We start from the raw sequence: 22708 nt of genomic DNA, 5'->3' as shown, positions 1-22708 counted from the left end.
GCGGACCCCGCGCTGGCTACAGTGAGCCGATGGTCAAGCCTGCCCGGGAGCCGCGCCGCCGGCTGCCCACCGTGCAGGAGACCTCCTCCGGTGGGCTCGTCGTCGACTTCTCCACCGGCGTCCCGCGCGCCGCGGTGATCTGCCGCCTCAACCGCGCCGGGCGCGAGGAGTGGTGCCTGCCCAAGGGGCACCTCGAGGGCGAGGAGACCCTCGAGGAGGCGGCCGTGCGCGAGATCGAGGAGGAGACCGGGATCCGCGGCGAGGTCGTCGAGGACCTCGGCAGCATCGACTACTGGTTCTCCGCCGACGGCCGGCGCATCCACAAGGTCGTGCACCTCTTCCTGCTCAAGGCCACCGGCGGCACCCTGACCGTCGAGAACGACCCTGACGCCGAGGCGATCGACGTGGAGTGGGTCGCGTTCAGCGACCTCGACGCCCGCCTCGCCTTCCCCAACGAGCGCCGCGCCGCGCTCGCCGCGACGTCGCGGCTGGGCGAACTGGCGTGACCCCCCGCAGCGTGGGCCGGCGGCGGGTCCTCGCCGGTCTCGCCGCCGGCGGCGCCCTCCTGCCCGCCGGCGCGGCCCGGGCCGCGACCCCCGCCCCCACCGCCACGTCCACGGCCGGCGGCAGCGACCTGCCGCTGCGGGTGGTGCTCCTCGACGTCACCCCGTCGGCGTACTCCGCGCAGGACCCGGAGCGCTCGACCGTCGTCGTGCGGGTGCGGGTGGAGAACCCCGGGGCGCGGGCCCTGACCGGTCTCACCGCCCGCCTCGTCGCCCAGCGCGCCCCCTCGGTGGCGCGCTCGGCGCTGGACGACTGGGCCCGCGCCCCCGACCGCGCCTCCATCACCCGCTCCTCCGCCAGCTCCGACGACGTCGCCGTCGGCGCCGGCGCCCTCGCGCCCGGCGCCGGCGCGGAGGTCTCGCTGAGCCTGGCCGCCGCCGACCTCGGCAGCGGAGCCGGGGCGCACCTCGCGGCCGTCGAGGTGTCCGGCGACGACGGGAAGGTCGGCGTCGTCCGCACGTTCCTCGTCTCCGCCCCCCCGCAGGTCGCCCCCACCCCCCTGACGCTGCTGCTGCCCCTGGTCACCGGCCGCGACGGCTCGCCCGGCGGGCTGGCGCGCGCCGTCGGGGACCGGCTGGGTCCCCTCGTCGCGGCGAGCAGCGACCCGCGCACGGCGTGGGCGCTGGACCCGGCGCTGCCGGCGGCCGTGCGCGACGTCGTCGCCGCCGCCGAGGCGGCCGCCGCGGCGGCGTCGGCGGGGCAGCCGGCGGGGGCCACCCCGGGCGGGGCGGTGCCCACCGGCGAGGAGGCCCGCGCCGTCGGGGCGTGGCTGGCGGACCTGCGGGCGGCGGCGGGCGGGCGCGACGTCGTCGCCCTGCCCCACGGGGACCCCGACCTCCTCGCCCTCGAACGCTCCGCCCACGGGCCGCAGCTGCTCGCCCGGGCCGTGGCGGCCGCCGCCGGCGCCCTCGACGACCTCGGCGCGACGGTCCGGACCGACCTCGCCTGGCCCGCCGACGAGGCCGCCGACGAGGACGTGCTGGCCCTGGCGCGGGGGGCGGGTGCCACCGCGGTCGTCCTCGACGACGCCTGCCTGGTCCCCGACGGGGACCTGACGTTCACCCCGGCGGGCCGGGCCGAGGTGGAGGTGGGGGGCTCCGTCGTCGAGACCCTGGTGGCCGACCGGACCATGTCCTCGGTCCTCGCCGACTGCGCCGACGCCGACCAGGTCGTGCTCGTCCGCCAGCGGCTGATCGCCGAGGCGGCCACGACGACGCTGCAGCGCCCCAGCGACCCCCGCCCCCAGCTGCTGGTGGCCCCGCGCAGCTTCAGCCCCGTCGCGGGGGCGGTCCAGGCGCTGGTCGCCGACGTCGAGGCGTCCGGGTGGGCGAGGTGGCAGCCGCTGACCGACCTCCTGGCCGCCCCGGCGCCCGCGGCGCCCTGGGCGGGACCCGTCGTCCCCCGGGCCGCGGCGCGGGCCGCGCTGCCCACCGCCCACGTGGCCGCCGTGGACGCCGAGCTCACCGGCGCCGACGGCTTCGCGACGGCCCTGCGGACCCCCGACGGACGGCCCGCCCCGCAGCTGCTGGCCCAGCAGCGCTCGGCGCTGCTGCTGCTCGGGGCGTCCTGGCGGGGTCACACCGCCGACCTCCCCGCCGCCCGGACCCGGGTGGAGGAGGCGCTCGCGGGCCTCGTCGCCGGGATCGGCATCGTCGGCGGCAGCGTCCGCAACCTCGCCGCCGAGCGCAGCGAGCTGCCCGTCACCCTGGTCAACGAGCTCGACGTGCCGGTGCAGGTCGACCTCGTCCTGAAGCCGCGGACCCCGCGGGTGCAGCTGGACGCCGTGCCCCGCCAGACCGTCGCCGCCCGCAGCCAGCAGCGGGTCGCGGTGCCGGTGCGGGCGCTGGCCAACGGCGGCGTCGTCGTCGAGGCGCAGCTGCGCACCCCCGCGGGCAGCGCCGTCGGCGAGCCCGTCGACATCCACCTCAACGTCCGCGCCGACGTCGAGACCTGGATCAGCGGCGTCGTCGGCGGGGGCGCCGCGGGCCTGCTCGTGCTGGGCGTGGTCCGGGCCGTGCGCAAGGGCCGCCGCCGCGTCGACGAGGCCGAGCACGCCGACCTCGCCGCGGCGCCCCGCGAGGAGTCAGCGCCGACGGGGCAGGGGTAGCCGGCGCAGCAGCGGGCCCGCGAGGTCCTGCAGCTCGCGCACGCGCATGGCGCGGCAGAGCAGGACGAAGACGACCAGGACGACGACACCGCCGGCGAGGACGACGGCGAGGTTCGGCACCTGGCCCTCCAGCGGCCCGACGCGGCGGGCGGCCGCGGCGGTCACGCCCCCCGCGAGGACCGCGATCAGCAGGACGCGGACCCCGGTGCGCAGGACGAGGTGGCCGTCGATCCCCCGCCCGTCGAGGCTCTTCAGCTTCCGGCGCAGCAGCACCAGCCCGAGCGTGCCGGCGACGACGTTGGCGACGCTCATGGTCACGCCGATGCCCACGACCGTCCACTGCGCCGGGACGACCAGCCAGCAGACGACGTTGCCGATCGCGGTGACGACGGCGTTGACGACGGCGGTGACGAAGGGGGTCCGGGCGTCCTCGTAGGCATAGAACACCCGGCTGACCAGGTAGTTCACGCTGAAGGGCACGAGGCCGGCGGCCATCGCGACGAGCACCTGCCCGATGGGCCGGCCGTCGGGGATCATCGCCGCCCCGATCCACGGCCCCAGCGCCACGAACGCGGCGGTGGCCAGCGCCCCCGCGACGGTGACGGTGCGGGCCCCGGTGGAGAAGTCGCGGCGGACGGCGGCGGTGTCGCCCGTCGCCGCCGCGGAGCTGAGCCGGGTGAAGAGCGCGGTGACGAGGGAGACCGCGACGAGGGAGTGCGGCAGCATGAAGAGCAGGAACGCGTACGTGTACGAGGCGCCGCTCGCGCCGTTGACCCCGAGCTCGCTGAGCTGGCGCCCGGCGCGGGTGGCGGTCTGCGTCGTGAAGGCGAAGACCAGCTGCCCCGCGACGACCGCGGCGAAGGTCCACCCCGCGACCCGCCCCGCGCTGCGCAGGCCCGTCCCGCGGAAGCCCCAGCGGGGCCGGTAGCGGAACCCGGCCCGGCGCAGCGGCCAGAACAGCACCAGGGCCTGGGCGACGATGCCGAGGGTCGCCGTCCCGGCGAGCAGCGCGATCATCCACGGCTGCCACTCCCCGACCGGCAGCTCCGCGGCCCCGGGCACGAGCAGCATGAAGGCGACCAGCCCGGCGATGGCCACCACGTTGTTGAGCACCGGGGCCCACATGAACGGCCCGAAGCTGCCCTTGGCGTTCAGGACCTGCCCGAGCACCGTGTAGAGGCCGTAGAAGAACACCTGCGGCAGGCACCAGAACGCCATGGCCGCCGTCAGTGCCATCCAGTCGGCGGGGAAGCGGGCGTAGATGCGCACCACCAGCGGCGCCGCCAGCGTCAGGACCACCGTCGCCCCCGCCATGATCACCAGCGCGAGGGTGATGAGCCGGTCGACGAACTCCTTGCCGCCGTCGGGCAGCTTCAGCGCCCGCACGATCTGCGGGACGAGGACGGCGTTGAGGACGCCGCCGGCCAGCAGCATGTAGAAGACGTTGGGCGCCTTGTTGGCGACGTCGAAGACCTGGGCCCCGACCTGCGTGGTGCCGCCGATCGCCGCCCCCTGCACGGCGCTGCGCACGAACCCCAGCAGCCGCGACACCAGCGTCCCGCTCGCCATCAGCGCGCTGGACCGGGCGAGGGAGTCCCCCGCGGGGGGTTCGTCCGGTCTGGCGGTCTGCTGGTCCTGCGGTGCGCTCACACCGACGATGGTGGCTGATGCCTGCGCCGTCCGGGTCATCGCGCCCCCGGTCCGGTCAAGGTCTTCACACGCGGTGACGAGCAACCACCCGTGACGAGGTTCGGGCGGGTCGTGTCGGCGGGTGCCCTGGCGCTGGCCCTGCTCGCCCCCGCCGGGGCCGCGCACGCCGATCCCGGGCCGGCGGCCGCGCCCGCGCCGAGCAGCCGCTCCCTGGAGAGCCGGGTCGACGCGCTGCGCGCCCGGGTCGAGGCCCTGCGCCTGCAGCAGTCGATCGCCACCGAGGCCTACGGCACCGCCGTCGAGGAGACCGCGGCGGCGGTCACCGAGGAGGTCCGGGCCCGCACCGCCCTCGACGCCGCCACCGGGCGCAGCGGCACGGCCACGGCCGACGCGACCCGCCGGGTCCGCGCCCTCTACATGAGCGGCGGGGCCCTGGCCGGCGGGCTGGGCCGGGCCCTCGGCACGGGGGACCTGAGCAGCCTCGACGACGCCGCCCGGGCCACGCGCGTGGCCCGCGAGGTCGTCGCCGACGACACCGCGGCGGTCGCCGCCGCCACCGGCGCGCGCGCCGGGGCCGCGGCCGCGGAGGAGCACCTGCAGCGGGTCCGGGCGGACAGGACCGCGGCGCAGGCCGCGGCGGCGACGGCCCGCGAGCGGGTGACCGCGGCGCTGGCGGAGCAGGAGTCGCTGCTGGGCGCGGCAGGCACCGCGCTCGCGCGGGCCGTCGCGGAGGAGGAGGAGCGGGCCCGGCGGGCGGCGCTCGCCGACGCGGCGCGGGAGGCCGCCGCCGCCGGGGTCCGGGACGCGGCGGCCCGGGCCGCGTCGACGACCGCTCCCACGCGCCCGTCCACCGCGAGCACCGCCGCGAGCACCGCCGCCGCCTCGACGGCCGGGTCCACGGGGGTCGCGGACGCCCAGTCGGCTGCGGACGCCGCGGCCGGCACCGCCGCGGCGGCCATCGCCGCGGCCCGCACCCGCGAGGGCATGAGCTACGTCTGGGGCGCGACCGGCCCGACGACCTTCGACTGCTCCGGCCTCACGCAGTGGGCCTACCGCCAGGCCGGGACCGCGATCCCCCGGACCTCCCGCCAGCAGTACGCCGGGCTGCCGAAGGTGCCGCTGGACCGGCTCCAGCCCGGTGACCTGGTGTTCTACGCCTCCGGGAGCGACCCGTCGAGCATCCACCACGTCGCGCTGTACCTCGGTGGGGGCGAGGTGCTGCACGCCCCGCACACCGGGGACGTCGTGCGCGTGGCCGGGGTCGCGATGCCCGGGCTGTACGGCGCGGTGCGGCCCACCGCGGGCTGAGGACGCGGGGCGACCGCGCCCAGGGGTGCGCCGCGGGTGCCCGTCCGCGCTCCCCGGAGGGGTCCCGCGCGACACGACAGGGGGCTTCCGCGCGGGTTGTGCGAGGCTCGGCGGGTGGTCGATCAAACGGCGGAGCTGGTGACGGTGCGCCTGCTCGGGCTGCCGTTGGCGTTGCGGGGCCGGTTCCTGCGCTACCACGAGGACCTGCTGCGGGAGCTGGCCCTGATCCAGATCGGGCGGGAGCGGGGCCCGGCGAGCACCCTGCCGCAGCGCCTCCTCTCGCTGGCGGACGAGCTGGCCCGCGTCTACGCCCCCTTCCAGGCCCAGCCCGCCGCCGCCCTGGACGCCGCCGCGGCCGCCGGGCGGGCCTCCTGCGACGTCGCGTACACGGTGCCCGCGGAGGTGGCTCCCCTGCTGCGGCAGGTCGGGGACGTGCTGGAGGAGGCCGACGACTTCTGCCGCGCCGAGCAGCACCTGCTCACCCTGCCCGCTCCCCCCGAGGTCGTGGCCTACCGGCGCTGGGTCTTCGGGGAGTTCGCGCGCCAGCTCGCGGGGGAGGAGCCGCGTCCCTGGCGCCCCGCCGACGCCTCGGCACCGCCGCCCCCGCCGCCGGTCCCGCCCCCGCCGCCCGGGGAGCAGGCGGTGGCCGCCGGCGCGGCACCCGGGGAGCCGCCGGGACGGCTGGTGGGGCCCGCGCTGGTGCTGGACCCGATGGCCGGTGCGGTCTCGGCGGCGCGGCGCCACGTCCGCCGGGCCGTGGCGGAGCTGCACGTGCCGGAGGTGGAGGAGTCCGCCGAGCTGGGGGTCTCCGAGCTGGTCACCAACGCGCTGCTGCACGCGCGCACCGCCTTCACCATCACCGTGCGCTCGATGCCGACGGGCACCGTGCGCATCGAGGTCAGCGACTCCTCCCCCCTGCCCGCCCAGCAGCGCCACCTCGGGCTGGGCGCCACCACCGGACGCGGCCTGCGCCTGGTCGAGGCCGTCTCCTCCGCGTGGGGCGTCGACCCGCTCGCCTCGGGCGGGGTCGGCAAGACGGTGTGGTTCGAACCGCGGCCGAGCACGGGCGAGGACCCCGGGTCGGAGGTCTTCGCCGCCGAGGCCTGGGCGGAGGACCTGCAGCAGCTCCTGTGAACCCGCTCCCCCGCGGGGGGACGCCGCGCCGGGTCCCGGCGGGGCCGCCCCCTGCGCGCCCGGAGCGTGCCGCCCCGTCCGCGCCCTAGCATGGGCCGGGGGTCGCGCACGCGGTCCCACGGTTCCGCGCGGGTTCACGGGGGGTAGTTCTGGACGGGGCAGGCCGCAGCACGGGCGAGGGGCTCGTGGCCGACCGCTACGCCCTGGACCGGGAGCTGCCGGTGGCCGCGGGGTCGGGCACCCGCGAGTTCCGCGGCCGCGACCTCACGCTGGACCGGCCGGTCCGGGTCCGCACCCTGCCCGCCGCCGACCCCCGCGCCGAGGAGTTCCTCGACGCCGCCCGCCGCGCGGCCATGCTCACCGATCCCCGCGTCCCGCGCATCCTCGACGCCGGCACCGACGCGGCCCAGCCCGGCGGGACGCCCACGGTGTTCGTCGTCGAGGAGCACGTCGAGGGCCGGTCCCTCGGCGAGCTGCTGAGCACCGGCCCGCTGAAGCCGGCCGCCGTGCGGGCGCTGGTCGGCGAGGTCGCCAGCGCCCTGGACGTCGCCGCCCGGCGCGGGCTGCACCACACCCGGCTGACCCCCGACGACGTGGTTCTCGGTCCCGACGGGGTCGTCCGGGTCCGGGGCGTGGGCGTCGAGGCGGCCCTGGAGGTCGACCCGCCGGCGGTGTCGCCGGCCCGGGCCGCGGCGCTCGCCAACCGCGCCGACGCCGTGGGGCTCGTCGCGCTCGTCTACGCCGGGCTCGTGGCCCGCTGGCCCGCGCTGGAGGGGACAGCCCCGCACGACGGTCTGCCGCAGTCCCCCACGGCGGACGGGAAACCGTTGCCGCCCAAGGACATCCGTCCCGACGTGCCGAACGACCTGGACACCCTGTGCAGCGTGACGTTCGGGCCCCACGAGGACGGTCCGCGCGATCCGGCGGAGCTGGCCCTGCAGCTGGCGCCGTGGACGATGGCGCCCTGGGAGGAGACCCTGCGCCGGATGCGTGGCGAGGCCGCGACGCGGGAGTTCCGGGGCCGGCTGAAGAACCGCGACGAGGTGGTGCCGGAGGCCGAGCCGCCCGTCCCGTTCACCCGCCCGCACCCCACGGCCCGTCCCCCGCGCGACGACTCCCGCTTCGTGCTCGCCATCGTCGGGGCGGTCGTCGTGGTGGGGCTGGTGCTCGCGCTGTGGCAGCTCAGCCGGATCAGCGTGCCCGCCATCCCCGGCACCGCGGCCGCGAGCGCGCCCGCGGCGACGACCCCCGCTCCGGCCCCGAGCAGCGCCCCGGCGCCCACCGCCACCCCGAGCACCCCGCCCCCCGCACCCGCCGTGCTGCCCGTCGCGGTGGTCTCCGCGCTGGACCCGCAGGGGGGCGGGGAGTCCTCCGAGACGGCGCCGCGGGCGGTCGACGGCGACCCGGCCACGGCGTGGGAGAGCCAGCGGTACAACTCGGCGGCCTTCGGCGGGCTCAAGGACGGCATGGGGCTCCTCCTCGACCTCGGGGCGGAGGCCGACGTCACCGGCGTGCAGCTGACCGCCGGCGGGGAGGGCGGGTCGGTGTCGCTGCTCACCGCCCCCGGTCCCGCGCTGGAGGGGTCGGTGCCCGTCGCGACCGCGGCCGCCGGGGGCGTGCAGGCGCTGACGCCGCCGCAGCCGGTCCGCAGCCGCTACCTGGTCCTGTGGTTCACGCAGCTGCCGACCACGGACGGCGTGTTCCGCGCGAGCGTCGCGGAGGTCGCCGTCACGGGGACCGTCGCGGCCCCGCAGGCACCGACCCCGCCGACCCCGCAGGCCCCGTGACCCCGGCGGGCCCCGGCGCGCCGGTGGACCCGCGCAGCGACGCGGAGCTCCTCGCCGCGCACGTGGCGGGGGACCCGGAGGCGTTCGGGGAGGTCGTGCGCCGCCACCGCGACCGGCTGTGGGCGGTGGCGCTGCGCACCACGGGCGACCGGGAGGAGGCCGCCGACGCCCTCCAGGACGCCCTCGTCTCGGCGCTGCGGGCCGCCGGCCGCTTCCGCGGCGAGTCCGCGGTCACGACGTGGCTGCACCGCATCGTCGTCAACGCCTGCCTGGACCGGGCCCGGCGCCGGGCGGTGCGCCCCACGCGCCCCCTGGAGGAGGAGGTCGGTCCCGGCGGGGAGGAGAGCGCCCGCACCGGGGCCGCCCTGGCCGTCGCCGAGGACGCCACCCCGCACGTGGAGACGGCCCTCGACGTGACCAGCGCCCTGGCGCGGCTGCCGGAGGCGCAGCGGGCGGCGCTGGTGCTCGTCGACATGTACGACGTGCCGGTCGCCGAGGCCGCCGCGATCCTCGACGTCGCAGTGGGCACGGTGAAGTCCCGCTGCTCGCGCGGGCGGGCGGCGCTGGCGGAGCTCCTCGGCGGGCCGGGGAACCGTTGAACGCCGCACCACGTCGTACTGCGGGTCGGGCGCGAACGGGTCGGGCGCGAACGGGTCGGGCGCGAACGGGTCGGGCGCGAACGGGTCGGGCGCGAACGGGTCGGGCGCGAACGGGTCGGGCGCGAACGGGTCGGGCGCGAACGGGTCGGGCGCGAACGGGTCGGGCGCGAACGGGTCGGGCGCGAACGGGTCGGGCGCGAACGGGTCGGGCGCGAACGGGTCGGGCGCGAACGGGTCGGGCGCGAACGGGTCGGGCGCGAACGGGTCGGGCGCGAACGGGTCGGGCGCGAACGGGTCGGGCGCGAACGGGTCGGGCGCGAACGGGTCGGGCGCGAACCGGCCGAGCACGGGAGACGGGAGGAGGTCCGCGGTGAGCGAGACGTTCGGCGGGAACGCCGGGGACGGGGCCGAGGAGCCGCTGAGCCCCGAGGAGCAGCGCGTCCGCGCCCTGCTGCGCGCCGCCGCCGACGTCGGACCGGTCCCCGACGACGTCGTGGCCCGCCTCGACGCCGCCCTCGCCGCGGCCCGCGCGGACACCCCCGTCGCGTCGCTGGCCGCCCGTCGCCGCCGCCCGCGCCTGCCGCGGCTGCTCACCGCCGCCGCGGGGATCCTGGTCATCGGCGGCGGGGCCGTCCTCGCCGTGCAGCACGAACCCTCCTCCGACAGCGCCAGCGGCTCCAGCGCCGCGGACTCCGCCGCCGTGGACGTGGCGGCCCCGCCGGAGGCGAGGGTGCTGGTCAGCGGCCGGGACTACACCGACGCCGCGGCGGTGGAGGACCTCGCCGAGGAGACCCTGGAGGAGGAGGCCGCGGAGGCCACGGGTGGCGGTGGGAGGGCCCCGGACGCCACCAGCGGCACCGACGCGACCGCCCCCGGCCGGACCCTGCTCAAGGCCCCCTCGGGGGAGGCGTCCGCCACGAGCGACCCGGCCCAGCGCCCGGTCGCCGAGCGGGCCCTGGCCTGCACGAAGAGCCTCGGGGTGGACCCGGTCTCGGTGCTCGCGGTGGAGATCGCCAGCTGGCGCACCGTCCCCGCCGCGCTCGTCGTGCACCGCAGCGGGGACGGGGCCGAGGTCGTCGTCGTGGCCCTGGACTGCGTCCCCGGCGACGCCGCGTACAGCCGGGTGGACGTCCCCCTCCCCGCCGGCTCCTGACGCCCGCCCGGGGGGTCGGCGACGGGAACAGCGCACCCCTACGATCGGTTGAAGAGGCAGCACCGCCCGAGCCCCGTGACCACGGGGTGGGCACCGACCGAGGAAGCAGGCCGCACAGGTGAGCGACGTCACCACGAACGAGATCCGCAACGTCATCGTCGTGGGTTCGGGCCCCTCGGGGTACACCGCGGCCCTGTACGCCGCGCGCGCGGAGCTGCGGCCGCTGGTCTTCGAGGGGTCGGTGACCGCCGGCGGTGCGCTGATGAACACCACCGAGGTCGAGAACTTCCCCGGGTTCCCCGAGGGGATCCTCGGCCCGGACCTCATGGACAACATGCGTCAGCAGGCCGAGCGGTTCGGCGCCGAGCTGATCACCGACGACGTCGTCGACGTCCGCCTCGAGGGCGACGTCAAGGAGGTCGTGACCGGTGGCGGCGAGACGTACCGCGCCCACGCCGTGATCCTCGCCCTGGGCTCGGCGTACCGCCAGCTCGGCCTGCCCGACGAGAAGCGCCTCTCCGGGCGCGGGGTCAGCTGGTGCGCGACCTGCGACGGGTTCTTCTTCCGCGAGCAGGACATCGTCGTCGTCGGCGGCGGGGACTCCGCGGTCGAAGAGGCCACCTTCCTCACCCGCTTCGCCCGCACCGTGACGATCGTGCACCGCCGCGACGAACTGCGCGCCTCGCGGATCATGCGCAAGCGCGCCGAGGACAACCCGAAGATCCGCTTCGCCTGGAACTCCGAGGTCACCGGCATCCTCGGCGGGGACAAGGTCGAGGGGCTCACGCTGCGCGACACCGTGACCGGGGAGACCCGCGAGATCCCGGCGACGGGGCTGTTCATCGCCATCGGCCACGAACCGCGCACCGACCTCGTGAAGGGGCAGGTCGACCTGGACGAGAACGGCTTCGTCCTCGTCGAGGGCCGCAGCACCCGCACCAACGTCCCCGGGGTGTTCGCCGCGGGCGACGTCGTCGACCACGAGTACATGCAGGCCATCACCGCCGCCGGGATGGGCTGCTCCGCCGCCCTGGACGCCGAGAAGTACCTCGCCGCCCGCGGCGACGCCGGCCTGGACGCGCAGCCGGCCCGCGAGGAGACCGAGACCCCGGACGTCCCGGACTCCGAGACCACCGACCGCCCGCAGCCGCGGGCCTGACGCACCACCCACCTGGAGGTTCCCCCGTGAGCAGCACCGCTCCCGTCACCGACGACACCTTCGACGCCGAGGTCCTGCAGTCCGACAAGCCCGTCCTCGTGGACTTCTGGGCCCCCTGGTGCGGCCCGTGCCGCCAGGTCGCCCCCATCCTCGAGGAGATCGCCGCCGAGCACGGCGACAAGATCACCGTGGTGAAGGTGAACACCGACGAGAACCCGCGGATCGCGGCGAAGTACGGCGTGACGTCGATCCCGACGCTGAACGTCTACTCCGGCGGCGAGGTCGTCAAGACCGTCATCGGCGCCCGCCCGAAGCCCGTGCTGCTCAAGGAGCTCGGCGACTTCATCGGCTGACGCACCGCTCCACGAGCGCCGGTCCCCGTCCCCGGGGGCCGGCGCTCGTGCGTGTCAGGGGTGGGCGACGCCGGCGAGGGTCTGCACCCGGACCCCGGCGAGCAGCCGTTCCAGCGCCGCCTCGACGTCTTCGCGCCAGCTCAGCGCGGTCTTCAGCTCCAGCCGCAGCCGCGGGTAGCGGTGGTGGGGGCGGACGACGGTGAACCCGACCGACTCCAGCAGGTGCGCGGGCAGCACGCAGGCCTCGTCGCTGTCGTGGGCGCAGTCGTCGCGGCCGTCGCCGCCGACGGCGGCCGGTCCCCCGCCGAACGCCTCCACGGCCTTCACCCCGCGCTGGGTGAGGTCCTTCGCGGCGCCCTGCAGGAGCATCCGGGCCAGCCCCTCGCCGCGGAACGGGGGCTCGATCCAGCCCGTCGTGAGGAGCACCGCGTCACCGCTGACCGGTGAGGTGGGGAAGCCCGTCGACCGCGGGACGTACACCGGCGGCGCGTAGACGACGAAACCCGCGGGCTGGTCGTCGACGTAGACGAGCCGACCGCAGGGACCCCACTGGAGCAGGACGCTGGAGATCCACGCCTCCTTCTCGAAGTCGGGGTACCCGGCCTCGGCCGCGCGCTGCGCGGCGACGGCGTCCAGCTCCCAGAAGACGCACTGCCGCGACTGCTTGGGGAGGTCGGCGACCGTGTCGAGCGTCAACGGCGCCATGCGACGACCCACCGGGGCCAGCCCCCCATCCCGCCCGTGGCGTCTCGACGACGTGGCCGCACCTCGACGGTGCGAGGGCACCATCCTAGGTGGCTGTCCCGGGGAGCGCGACGAGCAGCGCCCGCCGGGACGCGGTGTTCGGGCGGCGCACCGGGATCCGGGTCACCGGTGCGCCGCCCGGGTTCACGGGGCCGGTGTGGCGTCCAGCAGCCGCAGGATGCGGTCCAGGTCCTCCAGACCGGCGAAGTCGACCGTGACCCGTCCCCGGGTGCGGCCCATGCTGATCTTGACCCGGGTGTCGAGCCGGTCGGCCAGCGTGGAGGCGCGGCTGTCGAGCTCCGGCTGCGGCCGCGCGGGGTTGCGGCGGCGAGGTTCGTGGTCCGCGTCGCCGAGGGCGATGATCTCCTCGACCGCGCGAACGGACAGGCCCTCCGCGACGATCCGCTGCGCGAGCCGCTCCATCGCCGCGCCGTCCTCCAGGGACAGCAGGGCCCGGGCGTGGCCCGCGCTGATGACGCCGGCGGCCACCCGCCGCTGGACCAGCGGGGGCAGCTTCATGAGGCGCAGGGTGTTGCTGATCTGCGGGCGGGACCGGCCGATGCGCGAGGCGAGCTCCTCGTGCGTGCAGCCGAAGTCGTCGAGCAGCTGCTGGTAGGCCGCCGCCTCCTCCAGGGGGTTCAGCTGGCTGCGGTGCAGGTTCTCGAGCAGCGCGTCCCGCAGCAGGTCGTCGTCGGCGGTCTCCCGCACGATCGCGGGGATGGCCGCGAGGCCGGCCTCGGTCGCGGCCCGCCAGCGACGCTCGCCCATGACGAGCTCGAAGCGGGCGACGCCGTCCTCGGCCGGCTCCACGGCGCGGACGACGACGGGCTGCAGGACGCCGATCTCGCGGATGGAGTGGACGAGCTCGGAGAGGTCGTCCTCGTCGAACACCGTCCGCGGCTGGCGGGGGTTGGGGACGATCGAGGTGACCGGCACCTCGGCGAAGCGGGCCCCGGGGACGTCCACCAGGCCGTCGTCGACCGCGGAGGGCTGCGCTGCGGTCACGTCGTCAGCCGGGGCCGCCGGGGCGTCCTCGGGGACGGAGGTCGCCGCAGCGGCGTCCTCGGCGGGTGCGGGGGTGGGCGTCGCCTCCGCGACCACCTCGACCTCCAGCGCCTCCACCTCGGGCGCCTCCGCGTCGGGCCCCTCCGTGGTCACGACGGCGAGGTCGTCGAGGCGCTCCTCGACGACGTCCTCCGGGGTGTCGGGGATGTCGACGAGCTCCTGGCGCTGGTCGAAGAAGACATCCACCGGACGGCCACCCGTCCGCATCGCCGGGGGGATCGTCGCCAGCCCGCCCCGGCTCGTGGTGGTGGGACCGCTGCTCGGGATCAGCGCACCGAGTCCGCGTCCGAGTCCACGCCGCTTCTCGCTCACGCTCCACCTTCCTTCGACGCGAACCCGCGTCGCGCCACCGTTCCACCAGTCCACCGTGCCCAGGGGTCCGCCACGTCGGGGGGCGCTCCCACGGCAGCATCCCGCGCCGGCTCCGGGGTTTCGTGCACGCCACGCTGGGCGATCTCCCGCGCGGCCTCCAGGTAGGCCAGCGCCCCCGAGGACATCGGGTCGTAGGCCATCACCGTCTGACCGTGGCTGGGCGCCTCGGAGATGCGCACGGAGCGCGGGATCAGCGACCGCAGCACCTGCGGCCCGAAGTGCTGCCGGACCTCGTCCACGACCTGCGCGGCGAGCCGGGTGCGGCCGTCGTACATCGTCAGCAGGATCGTCGTGACCGAGAGGTCCGGGTTGAGGTGCTCCTGGATCAGCTCGATGTTGGCGAGGAGCTGGCTGAGGCCCTCCAGGGCGTAGTACTCGCACTGGATGGGGATGAGGACCTCGGGCGCCGCGACGAAGGCGTTGATGGTGAGCAGCCCGAGGCTGGGCGGGCAGTCGATGAGGACGTAGTCCACCCGGCGCTCACCGGCGCGCTCCAGCCCCTTGAGGTACTTCGCCACCGCGCGCTGCAGGCGCGACTCCCGGGCCACCATCGAGACCAGCTCGATCTCGGCGCCGGCGAGGTCCACCGTGGCGGGCGCGCACCACAGATCGGGCGCCTCCTCGCACCGCTGCACGACATCGGCCAGCGGCTTGCCCTCCACGAGCACCTCGTAGACGCCGGGGACGTCCGCGTGGTGCTCGATCCCCAGGGCCGTGGAGGCGTTGCCCTGCGGGTCCAGGTCGAGCACCAGGACCTTGAGGCCCGCCGCGGCGAGGGCGGAGGCGATGTTGACCGCCGTCGTCGTCTTCCCCACGCCGCCCTTCTGGTTGGCGATGGTCATGACGCGGGTCTCTGTGGGGAGCGGGAACCGCTCCACGACGGCCGAACGCGACGTTTCACGTGGAACCGCGCCGAGGTCGTCGCCCACCACGTCGTCGTCGGGCTCCTCCACCGCCGTCAGGACGGAAGCAGGGGGAGGCGTTTCACGTGGAACATCAATGGTCTCGTCACGGGACTGCTCCTCCGTCGGCACAGGGACGCCGGTGAAGATCGGGGCCGGGGGAGCCGTTTCACGTGGAACATCAGTCTCGGTTTCACGTGGAACATCGACCTCGGCGTCCTGGGGATCGTCCACCTCCCGGGGGGAGAGGTCCTCGTTCGGCACGACGCGCAGGTCCTCGAGGACCGGGGTGGTTCCACGTGAAACGTCAGCAGCGGCTTCGGTGGGGGTCGCTGCGGTCGGGCGGGTGGTCGACACCCACCCCAGGTGACCCTGGTCCCCCGCTGCGGATCGCGAGCTTCCGAACCAGCCCAGCTGCGTCACGCGCTGTTCCCTCTCTTCGTTCATCGCCGGTTGCCCTTGCCGGGTCGGCGCTTGGCCGCCCCGGGAGGGGCCGGGGCCGTCGCCGCTCGCAGCGGGCCGTGTCCCCGGGCCACTCGCACCACGGTCGTCCCGGTGCCGTCGTCAGGACCGACGCTCAACACCTCGGGAGCCGCGGTGACACCCATCTGTCGCAGTGTCTCCCCCGCGGCCGCGATCTCGTCGGAGGCGCTCCGGCCCTTGATGGCCACCAGGTGCCCACCGGTGACCACCAGCGGCAGGGCCCAGCCGTACAGCGTCTTCAGCGGGGCCACCGCACGGGCCGTCACCACCGACGCGGAGAACTCGCCCCGGACGTCCTCCGCTCGCCCGCGGGCGACCGCCACCTGGTCCCGGAGGCCGAGCTCGGTGATGGCCTCCCGGAGGAAGGTGTAGCGACGCTCCAGGGGCTCGACGAGCCGGATCTGCAGGTCGGGGCGGGCCAGGGCCAGCGGGATGCCCGGGAGGCCGGCTCCGGAGCCGAGGTCGATGACGGAGGACCCCTGGTCGATGACCTCCCCCAGGTACGCGCAGTTCAGGAGGTGGCGATCCCACAGCCGCGGAACCTCACGCGGCCCGATCAGACCCCGCTCCACGCCGGCGGTGGCGAGGAGCTCCCGGTAGGTCGCGGCGCGGTCGGCCCGGTCCCCGAAGACTCTGGCCACCGCCTCCACCGGGACCTCGACGGGACTCTCGGGAACGACGGAGGGCGATGGTGTTTCACGTGGAACACCATCGCCCTCAGGCACCTCATCAGACACCCCGTCACCCTATCGGCCGGGGTGCGTCCTCCAGGTCAGTCGCTGCTCTCCTGGGGGTCCAGCGCCGCCGGCAGCACGACGACCCGACGGTGGGGCTCCTCGCCCTCCGACTCGCTGAGCAGACCGGCCGCGGCAACCGCGTCGTGGACGACCTTGCGCTCGAAGGCCGGCATCGGGTCCAGGCGCTCGGCCGCCCCGCTGGTGCGCACGCGGGCCACCACCTCGCCCGCCAGGCGGACCAGGGCACCGCGCTTGGTGAGCCGGTGACCCGCGACGTCGAGCATGAGGCGGGTCCGGTCCCCGGTCTGGGCCTGGACGGCGAGGCGGGTCAGCTCCTGGAGGGCTTCGAGGACCTCCCCGTCGGGCCCGACGAGCCGCGACAGCGCCGGCGTCCCGGGCTCGTCCGCCACGATGGCCACGGACGCGCGGCCGTTCTCGATGTCGATGTCGATGTCCCCGTCGAGGTCGACGATGTCCAGCAGTTCCTCGAGGTAGTCGGCGGCGATGTCGCCCTCCTCCTCGAGCCGGGACTTCGACGTCCCGCGCTTCGGGGCCTCGTCGGCGCTGGGGGCGTCGGTGGCCTCGGTCTCGTCCGCCGGGGTCGCCTCGAGCGCTTCCGTCGTGTCGTTCACACGTCCTCCTGGGTCTGGCTGTGGAGCTGGCTCTGGGGGTGGTCAGCGGTTGGGGCCCTGGCTGGAGCGCGGGCCGCCCGGGCGTCGCTGCTCCCGGCTGGCCCCGCGCTTGGGCTGCTGACGCTGACGACGGGCCGGAGCGTTCGTCGTGTGCTCGGCCGTCGTGCCCACCGCGGGCGCGCTCGTGTCGGTGGTCAGGACCTGGCCGCGACGGGCGGCACGACGAGCCTTGCGCTCCTGGAGCTCCTTCTCGGCGAGCGAACCGGGGTTCGGCATGCGCCGGATCACGAAGAACTGCTGGCCCATGGACCAGACGTTCGTGGTGAGCCAGTAGAGGAGGACACCGATGGGGAAGTTGACGCCGGAGACCGCGAAGATGACCGGGAGGATGTACAGCATCATCTTCTGCTGCTGCGCGAAGGGGTTGCCCTCCATCGACGCCGAGGAGGTGTTCTTCGCCATCAGCTGCTTCTGCGTGACGAACTGCGACAGCGACATCAGGACGATCATCACCGCGGTGAGGATGATCGTGTTCCACTCGCCCGTCGACCACGACTTCATGAAGATGTCCGACAGCTGCGAGCCGAAGATCGTCGCGTTGTCGGCCTGGTCGACCAGGGTGCGGTCCAGCGGGCCGACCGTCTCGCCCTTGCCGATGCCGTTCAGGGTGTGGAACAGCGCCAGGAAGATGGGGGACTGGAGCAGGATCGGCAGGCAGCTCGCCATCGGGTTGGTGCCCGACTCGCGGTAGAGCGCCATCATCTCCTGCTGCATGGCCTGGCGGCTGGCCGGGTCGTTCTTGCCCTTGTACTTCGCCTGGATCTTGCGCATCTCGGGCTGGATGACCTGCATCCCGCGCATGGCCTTGATCTGCTTGACGAAGAGCGGGATCAGCAGGATGCGGATCACGACCACCAGGCCGACGATCGAGAGCGACCACGCCGCGCCGCCGGCGGGGTCGAGGCCGACGAAGGTGAGGGCGTCGTGGAAGCGCACCATGATCCACGCGACCACCCACTGGATGGGGTAGAGCAGGTCGTAGAAGAAGTCGATCATCGTGCGGTTTGTCCTCTCACAGGGGTCGGGCTCACGGGGCCTTCACCCGCGAGTGGCCCTTCGGCGGAACGGGGTCCACTCCACCAGGGTTCCACGGGTGGCAGCGGAAGAGTCGTCGGACGGCGAGCCAGGTCCCGACGAGAGCACCGCGCGTCCTCAGCGCCTCGACGGCGTAGGCGGAGCACGAGGGGTAGAAGCGGCAGGTCGGCCCCAGCAGGGGCGACACGAGGAGCTGGTAGACCCGGACCAGGCCCACCAGCAGCAGCGCCGGCCAGCGCAGCGGGTGCCACGGGCGACGGTCAGCCATCACCGGCGCCGGTGGCGACCAGACCCAGCCGCCGCAGCCCGCGGTCGACGTCGACCGCCAGTTCGGCCGACGTGGCCGTCCCGGCCGCCGGGAGGGCGCGGACGACCAGCAGACCGCCCAGGGCGGGCAGGGTGGTCAGCCGTCCGGCGGCGACGTGGCGCAACCGGCGCTGCGTGCGGTGCCGGACGACCGAACCCCCCACGGCCTTGGACACGACGAAGCCCACCCGGGTGGGGTGGGCTCGGTCGGTCACCGCCCAGTGCAGGACCAGGCGGCGGGTCCCAGCACGCGCACCGTTCTTCAGGGCGACGGTGAAGTCGTCCTTGTGGCGAAGGCGGTGCTCCGCGGACAGCACGCGGGCTGGGGGAGCGGCGTCAGGCCGAGATCTGGGCGCGGCCCTTGGTGCGACGCGCCGAGAGGATGGCGCGGCCGGCGCGGGTGCGCATGCGGAGACGGAAACCGTGCACCTTGGCGCGACGACGGTTGTTCGGCTGGAAGGTGCGCTTGCTCACGTCAGAACTCCAGGACTCGTGCGGGCGGGCCCCGCCGGACTGCCGGACCGTGACCCGGACGACCGGGACGGGCGGCGATGCGGAGCACAATCCCCAGCAGAGTACGGTCCCGGACCGACCCGGGTCAAAGCGCGCGGGCACGGACCCCGGCTCCGGGGGTGTCGGGCCCCTTCCAGCCGTCCACAGCCCCGGCGACGGGGCTGTGCGGGTGACGGGAGGAAGGTAGCGTTCGTCCCAGGTCCGGTGGGAGACGCCCCGCTGCGGCCGCGGTCCTCGAACGGTGCCGCCCGGCCCGCAGGGACCGGCGCGGCGTAGCGGCCGGACGTCGTCTGGGAGGCCGCCACTTGAACGGTGGCGGTCGCCGTTGTTACGGTCCCGCTCGACGTACCGACGCCCGCACCCGCCTCGAGGTGCTGCGACGGTCATCTCGCGCATCCCCTCGTCCTCCACAGCTGTGGACAGGGGTGTGGACGGGACCCGTCGGACGGATCCGGTACGACGGGAGAGGGCTCGAGTGGAGACCGACGGAGGGGACTTCCCCAGCGTCTGGGAGCGCGCGCTGGCGCAACTGGACGACGGTGTCACTCAGCACCAGCGGGCGTTCGTGCGCCTGACCCGACCCCTGGGCCTGCTCGACGGCACGGCCCTGCTCGCGGTGCCGAACGACCTCACCAAGGACGTCATCGAGCAGAAGGTCCGCGAACCGCTGACGAGGGCGCTGTCGGAGGCCTACGGCTCGCCCATCCGCCTCGCGGTCACGGTCGACCCCTCCATCGGGCAGGTGCTCACCCCGGAACGGACCGGGGAGCACTCCGGGGGCGTCGGCAGCGTGCCGAGCGTGGAGCGGGAGCGCGGCTCGGTCCTCACCGGTCTCGACGGCGACGACGGGCTGCACCTGGACGAGCGGCGCTCCGGCTCGCTCGAGGAGGACTCCCCCCTCGACGACTCCGACCCGGACCTGCTGTTCACCGGGTACAAGGTGGACCGCGGTCCGGGGACGGGCCGGCAGCCGCGGCGCCCCACGACCAGGATCGAGAACTCCCGGCTGAACCCGAAGTACATCTTCGAGACCTTCGTCATCGGCGCCAGCAACCGCTTCGCGCACGCCGCCGCGGTGGCCGTCGCCGAGGCCCCGGCCAAGGCGTACAACCCGTTGTTCATCTACGGGGAGTCCGGGCTGGGCAAGACCCACCTGCTGCACGCGATCGGCCACTACGCGCAGAACCTCTACCCCGGGGTGCAGGTGCGGTACGTGAACTCCGAGGAGTTCACCAACGACTTCATCAACTCCATCCGCGACGACAAGGCCCAGGCGTTCCAGCGCCGGCACCGCGACGTGGACGTCCTGCTCATCGACGACATCCAGTTCCTGTCGAACAAGGTCCAGACGCAGGAGGAGTTCTTCCACACCTTCAACACGCTGCACAACGCGAGCAAGCAGGTCGTCATCACCTCCGACCTGCCGCCGAAGCAGCTGTCCGGGTTCGAGGAGCGGATGCGCAGCCGCTTCGAGTGGGGCCTCATCACCGACGTCCAGCCCCCCGACCTCGAGACCCGCATCGCGATCCTGCGCAAGAAGGCGATCGGCGAGCGCCTCGAGGTCCCCGACGACGTCAACGAGTACATCGCCTCCAAGATCTCCTCGAACATCCGGGAGCTGGAGGGCGCGCTGATCCGCGTGACGGCGTTCGCCAGCCTCAACCGCCAGCCCGTCGACATGCAGCTGGCCGAGATCGTCCTGCGCGACCTCATCCCCAACGAGGAGACCCCGGAGATCACCGCGGCGGCGATCATGGGGCAGACGGCGTCCTACTTCAGCGTCACGCTGGAGGACCTGTGCGGGACGTCCCGCTCGCGCACCCTGGTCACCGCGCGCCAGATCGCCATGTACCTCTGCCGCGAGCTCACCGAGCTGTCCCTGCCGAAGATCGGGCAGCACTTCGGCGGCCGCGACCACACGACCGTCATGCACGCCGAGCGCAAGATCAAGCAGCAGATGGCCGAGCGGCGCAGCACCTACAACCAGGTCACCGAGCTGACCAACCGCATCAAGAAGCAGTCCGGGGCCTGAGCCCCCTCCGGGGGACCGGCCGGCGGGGTGACGACGAGGTCGTCCCGCCGACGGGCCGTGAGCCGACCGTCCCGGTGAACACGTCCCGGGTGGTCGATCCCCGGGAACGCCTCCGCACGCCCGTCACCGGCCCGTCGAGGGCCCGTCAAGAGCCCGTCCAGGGCCCTGGGGCAGCCCGCCCGCTCCCCGGCGCACCACACCCCACCGCGGGCCGCGGCACCGCCTCGCGGGCGGTCCCGACGGCCTCCTCCCGGCCCGTCCGAACACTTCTCCACAGTTGTCCACACGCTGGGGACAGCCATGTGGACAAAGATGTCCTCAGCGGTGGACAACTCGGTGGACAACGGGTGGATCCCGCAGCAGGCGCCTGGGGACGGCGGTGGACAGCGGCGGCGCGCTCCACCTCCCTGTGGACGACGGGGTCGACGGGTCCTCAGGCCGTCCACACCACGGAACAGGGGGCGAACCGCCTCTGACCTGCGACGACACCGGGTTGTCCACAGCGTGCACAAGGGCTACTACGACGATGGACCCCTCTACGGTGAAGTTCGTCAACCCACGTCCACTGTGGACTGGTGGTGGGGACGGGCAGCCCTGAGGACCGAGGAGCCGTGGGGGAGACCCGTCGCGTTCGAACAAGCTGTGCGCCGTCCCCGACGCTCTGGTCACGGAGAGCGACGACGCGGACGGAGCCCGCCGCGGTGGACGCAGCGGTGCACGGGGCCGGTCGCTGTGGAGGCGCGTGCACCCCGCGCGGCGGTCTCCACTACTGTCGGGAGCCGCCCCGCCTGTCGACGGCGGGACGACGGATGCTCGAGGGAAGGCGGTGCCTGGTGGAGTTGCAGGTCGAGCGCGACGTGCTGGCCGACGCCGTCGCGTGGGCGGCCCGGGCCCTGCCCTCGCGGCCGCCCGTCCCCGTGCTGGCCGGTGTCCTCCTCGAGGCCACCGACGAGGGCACGCTGAAGCTGTCCACCTTCGACTACGAGGTGTCCGCGCGGGTCGAGCTCCCCGCCGACGTGCGCACCGCCGGGCGCGTCCTCGTCTCGGGCCGCCTCCTCGCCGACATCTCGCGCAGCCTGCCCAACCGGCCGGTGACGCTCACCACCGAGGGCTCCAAGGTCGTCGTGACCTGCGGCGCGAGCCGCTTCACGCTCCTGACGATGACGGTCGAGGAGTACCCCGCCCTGCCCACGCTGCCGGACTCCTCCGGGGAGCTGCCCGGGGCGGAGTTCACCGAGGCCGTCGCCCAGGTCACGGTCGCGGCCAGCCGCGACGAGACGCTGCCGATCCTCACCGGCGTCCGCATGGAGATCGAGGGCGACCGGCTGACGCTGCTGGCCACCGACCGCTACCGGCTCGCGGTGCGGGAGCTGCGCTGGAACCCCAGCAGCCCCGACATCTCCGCCGTGGCCCTCGTCCGGGCCCGGACGCTGTCCGACGTGGCCCGGTCCCTGGGCTCCTCGAGCATGCTCACGATGGCCATGGCCGACGGCAAGAGCGACCTCATCGGCTTCCAGGCCGGCGGGCGGTACTCGACCTCGCTGCTGGTCGACGGGGAGTACCCGAAGGTGCGGGCCCTGTTCCCGGCCGAGTCCCCCACCCACGCCGTCGTCTCCACCGCCGCCCTGACCGAGGCCGTGAAGCGGGTGGCCCTGGTCGCCGAGCGCAACACACCCGTGCGCTTGCGGTTCGAGGACGGCGTGCTCTCCTTGGAGGCGGGCCAGGGCGAGGACGCGCAGGCGACGGAGGCCCTCGAGGCCGCGCTCGTCGGCGAGTCCATCGCCATCGCCTTCAACCCCCAGTTCCTGCTCGACGGGCTCGGGGCGCTGGCCGCCCCGTTCGCCCGCCTGTCGTTCACCCAGTCGACCCGCCCGGCGGTCCTCACCGGCCAGGCGGACCTCGACGGGGACGACGACGACAGCTACCGGTACCTGCTGATGCCGGTCCGGCTGGCCGGCTGAGCCCGGTACGTCCACAGAGCCCGGTGCGAGAGCCGGGCGCGAGAAGGGAAGC

The 22708-nt window shown here is 75.0% G+C and carries 21 protein-coding genes; 11 read left to right on the top strand and 10 right to left on the bottom strand.

Going from position 1 to position 22708, the window contains the following annotated elements:
* The first annotated feature begins 29 nt into the window (after positions 1-29).
* Positions 30-506, top strand: a complete 477-nt coding sequence (locus KRAD_RS11285; RefSeq protein ID WP_012085718.1) for an NUDIX hydrolase — start codon at positions 30-32, stop codon at positions 504-506.
* Positions 503-2671, top strand: coding sequence for a DUF6049 family protein (locus tag KRAD_RS11280; RefSeq protein ID WP_041292034.1), 2169 nt, complete (start codon positions 503-505; stop codon positions 2669-2671). Before KRAD_RS11285 ends, KRAD_RS11280 begins: the two co-directional genes overlap by 4 nt.
* Here the strand turns inward: KRAD_RS11280 and murJ are convergent.
* Positions 2648-4321, bottom strand: a complete 1674-nt coding sequence (gene murJ / locus KRAD_RS11275; RefSeq protein WP_203417556.1) for a murein biosynthesis integral membrane protein MurJ — start codon at positions 4319-4321, stop codon at positions 2648-2650. The two genes, KRAD_RS11280 and murJ, sit on opposite strands and share 24 nt — an antisense overlap.
* Before the next feature lie 90 nt (positions 4322-4411).
* Here murJ and KRAD_RS25995 point away from each other — a divergent pair, with 90 nt between their 5' ends.
* The 7 genes from KRAD_RS25995 to trxA all read left to right on the top strand — a co-directional run bounded on the left by KRAD_RS25995 (position 4412) and on the right by trxA (position 11814).
* Positions 4412-5629, top strand: a complete 1218-nt coding sequence (locus tag KRAD_RS25995; RefSeq protein ID WP_049821167.1) for a C40 family peptidase — start codon at positions 4412-4414, stop codon at positions 5627-5629.
* Positions 5630-5743: 114 nt separating this feature from the next.
* Positions 5744-6763 (top strand): ATP-binding protein, encoded by a 1020-nt coding sequence (locus KRAD_RS24305; RefSeq protein ID WP_157873573.1) that lies wholly within the window; start codon positions 5744-5746, stop codon positions 6761-6763.
* A 185-nt stretch (positions 6764-6948) separates the two neighbouring features.
* Positions 6949-8550, top strand: coding sequence for a protein kinase family protein (locus KRAD_RS11260; protein ID WP_012085708.1), 1602 nt, complete (start codon positions 6949-6951; stop codon positions 8548-8550).
* Positions 8547-9149 (top strand): RNA polymerase sigma factor SigM, encoded by a 603-nt coding sequence (sigM, locus tag KRAD_RS11255; RefSeq protein WP_012085706.1) that lies wholly within the window; start codon positions 8547-8549, stop codon positions 9147-9149. The genes KRAD_RS11260 and sigM overlap by 4 nt, the downstream gene beginning before the upstream one ends.
* A gap of 370 nt (positions 9150-9519) precedes the next feature.
* Positions 9520-10302, top strand: coding sequence for a hypothetical protein (locus KRAD_RS11250; RefSeq protein WP_012085705.1), 783 nt, complete (start codon positions 9520-9522; stop codon positions 10300-10302).
* A 118-nt stretch (positions 10303-10420) separates the two neighbouring features.
* Positions 10421-11461 carry a thioredoxin-disulfide reductase gene (gene trxB / locus KRAD_RS11245; protein ID WP_012085703.1) on the top strand — a complete coding sequence of 347 codons (1041 nt, stop codon included), beginning with the start codon at positions 10421-10423 and terminating at the stop codon, positions 11459-11461.
* Positions 11462-11487: 26 nt separating this feature from the next.
* Positions 11488-11814 carry a thioredoxin gene (trxA, locus tag KRAD_RS11240; RefSeq protein ID WP_012085702.1) on the top strand — a complete coding sequence of 109 codons (327 nt, stop codon included), beginning with the start codon at positions 11488-11490 and terminating at the stop codon, positions 11812-11814.
* A gap of 54 nt (positions 11815-11868) precedes the next feature.
* Here the strand turns inward: trxA and KRAD_RS11235 are convergent, their stop codons facing one another.
* From KRAD_RS11235 to rpmH, 9 genes are all read right to left on the bottom strand, one after another.
* A complete protein-coding gene (locus KRAD_RS11235; protein WP_041292033.1) occupies positions 11869-12531 on the bottom strand; it encodes a GNAT family N-acetyltransferase in 663 nt (220 codons plus the stop codon).
* 171 nt (positions 12532-12702) lie between these two features.
* Positions 12703-13935: a ParB/RepB/Spo0J family partition protein gene (locus KRAD_RS11230; RefSeq protein ID WP_012085700.1), complete on the bottom strand. Its 1233-nt coding sequence runs from the start codon at positions 13933-13935 to the stop codon at positions 12703-12705.
* The gene (locus KRAD_RS26580) at positions 13932-15320 is read right to left on the bottom strand and encodes a ParA family protein (protein ID WP_012085699.1); all 1389 of its coding nucleotides are present in this window, start codon (positions 15318-15320) and stop codon (positions 13932-13934) included. Before KRAD_RS26580 ends, KRAD_RS11230 begins: the two co-directional genes overlap by 4 nt.
* Before the next feature lie 20 nt (positions 15321-15340).
* Complete coding sequence (rsmG, locus tag KRAD_RS11220) at positions 15341-16105, bottom strand: 16S rRNA (guanine(527)-N(7))-methyltransferase RsmG (protein WP_012085698.1); 765 nt, start codon at positions 16103-16105, stop codon at positions 15341-15343.
* Between the two features lie 47 nt (positions 16106-16152).
* Positions 16153-16749, bottom strand: coding sequence for a Jag family protein (locus KRAD_RS11215; protein WP_012085697.1), 597 nt, complete (start codon positions 16747-16749; stop codon positions 16153-16155).
* A 42-nt stretch (positions 16750-16791) separates the two neighbouring features.
* Positions 16792-17805, bottom strand: a complete 1014-nt coding sequence (gene yidC / locus KRAD_RS11210; RefSeq protein ID WP_012085696.1) for a membrane protein insertase YidC — start codon at positions 17803-17805, stop codon at positions 16792-16794.
* Between the two features lie 31 nt (positions 17806-17836).
* Positions 17837-18112 (bottom strand): membrane protein insertion efficiency factor YidD, encoded by a 276-nt coding sequence (yidD, locus tag KRAD_RS11205; RefSeq protein ID WP_012085695.1) that lies wholly within the window; start codon positions 18110-18112, stop codon positions 17837-17839.
* Positions 18105-18467: a ribonuclease P protein component gene (rnpA, locus tag KRAD_RS11200; RefSeq protein WP_012085694.1), complete on the bottom strand. Its 363-nt coding sequence runs from the start codon at positions 18465-18467 to the stop codon at positions 18105-18107. The genes yidD and rnpA overlap by 8 nt, the downstream gene beginning before the upstream one ends.
* Before the next feature lie 19 nt (positions 18468-18486).
* Positions 18487-18624, bottom strand: a complete 138-nt coding sequence (gene rpmH / locus KRAD_RS11195; RefSeq protein ID WP_012085693.1) for a 50S ribosomal protein L34 — start codon at positions 18622-18624, stop codon at positions 18487-18489.
* A gap of 514 nt (positions 18625-19138) precedes the next feature.
* Between rpmH and dnaA the strand changes: the two genes are divergently transcribed.
* Both dnaA and dnaN read left to right on the top strand, forming a co-directional pair.
* A complete protein-coding gene (gene dnaA / locus KRAD_RS11190) occupies positions 19139-20695 on the top strand; it encodes a chromosomal replication initiator protein DnaA (RefSeq protein ID WP_012085692.1) in 1557 nt (518 codons plus the stop codon).
* An 833-nt stretch (positions 20696-21528) separates the two neighbouring features.
* On the top strand, positions 21529-22656 hold the full coding sequence (dnaN, locus tag KRAD_RS11185; RefSeq protein WP_085956136.1) for a DNA polymerase III subunit beta: 1128 nt from the start codon (positions 21529-21531) through the stop codon (positions 22654-22656).
* The last annotated feature ends 52 nt before the right edge of the window (positions 22657-22708 follow it).

Origin of the sequence: Kineococcus radiotolerans SRS30216 = ATCC BAA-149, from assembly GCF_000017305.1 — a bacterium.
Lineage (GTDB): Bacteria > Actinomycetota > Actinomycetes > Actinomycetales > Kineococcaceae > Kineococcus > Kineococcus radiotolerans.
The sequence above is the reverse complement of the archived record's forward strand: the minus strand, read 5'-3'. Positions and strand labels throughout refer to the sequence as shown.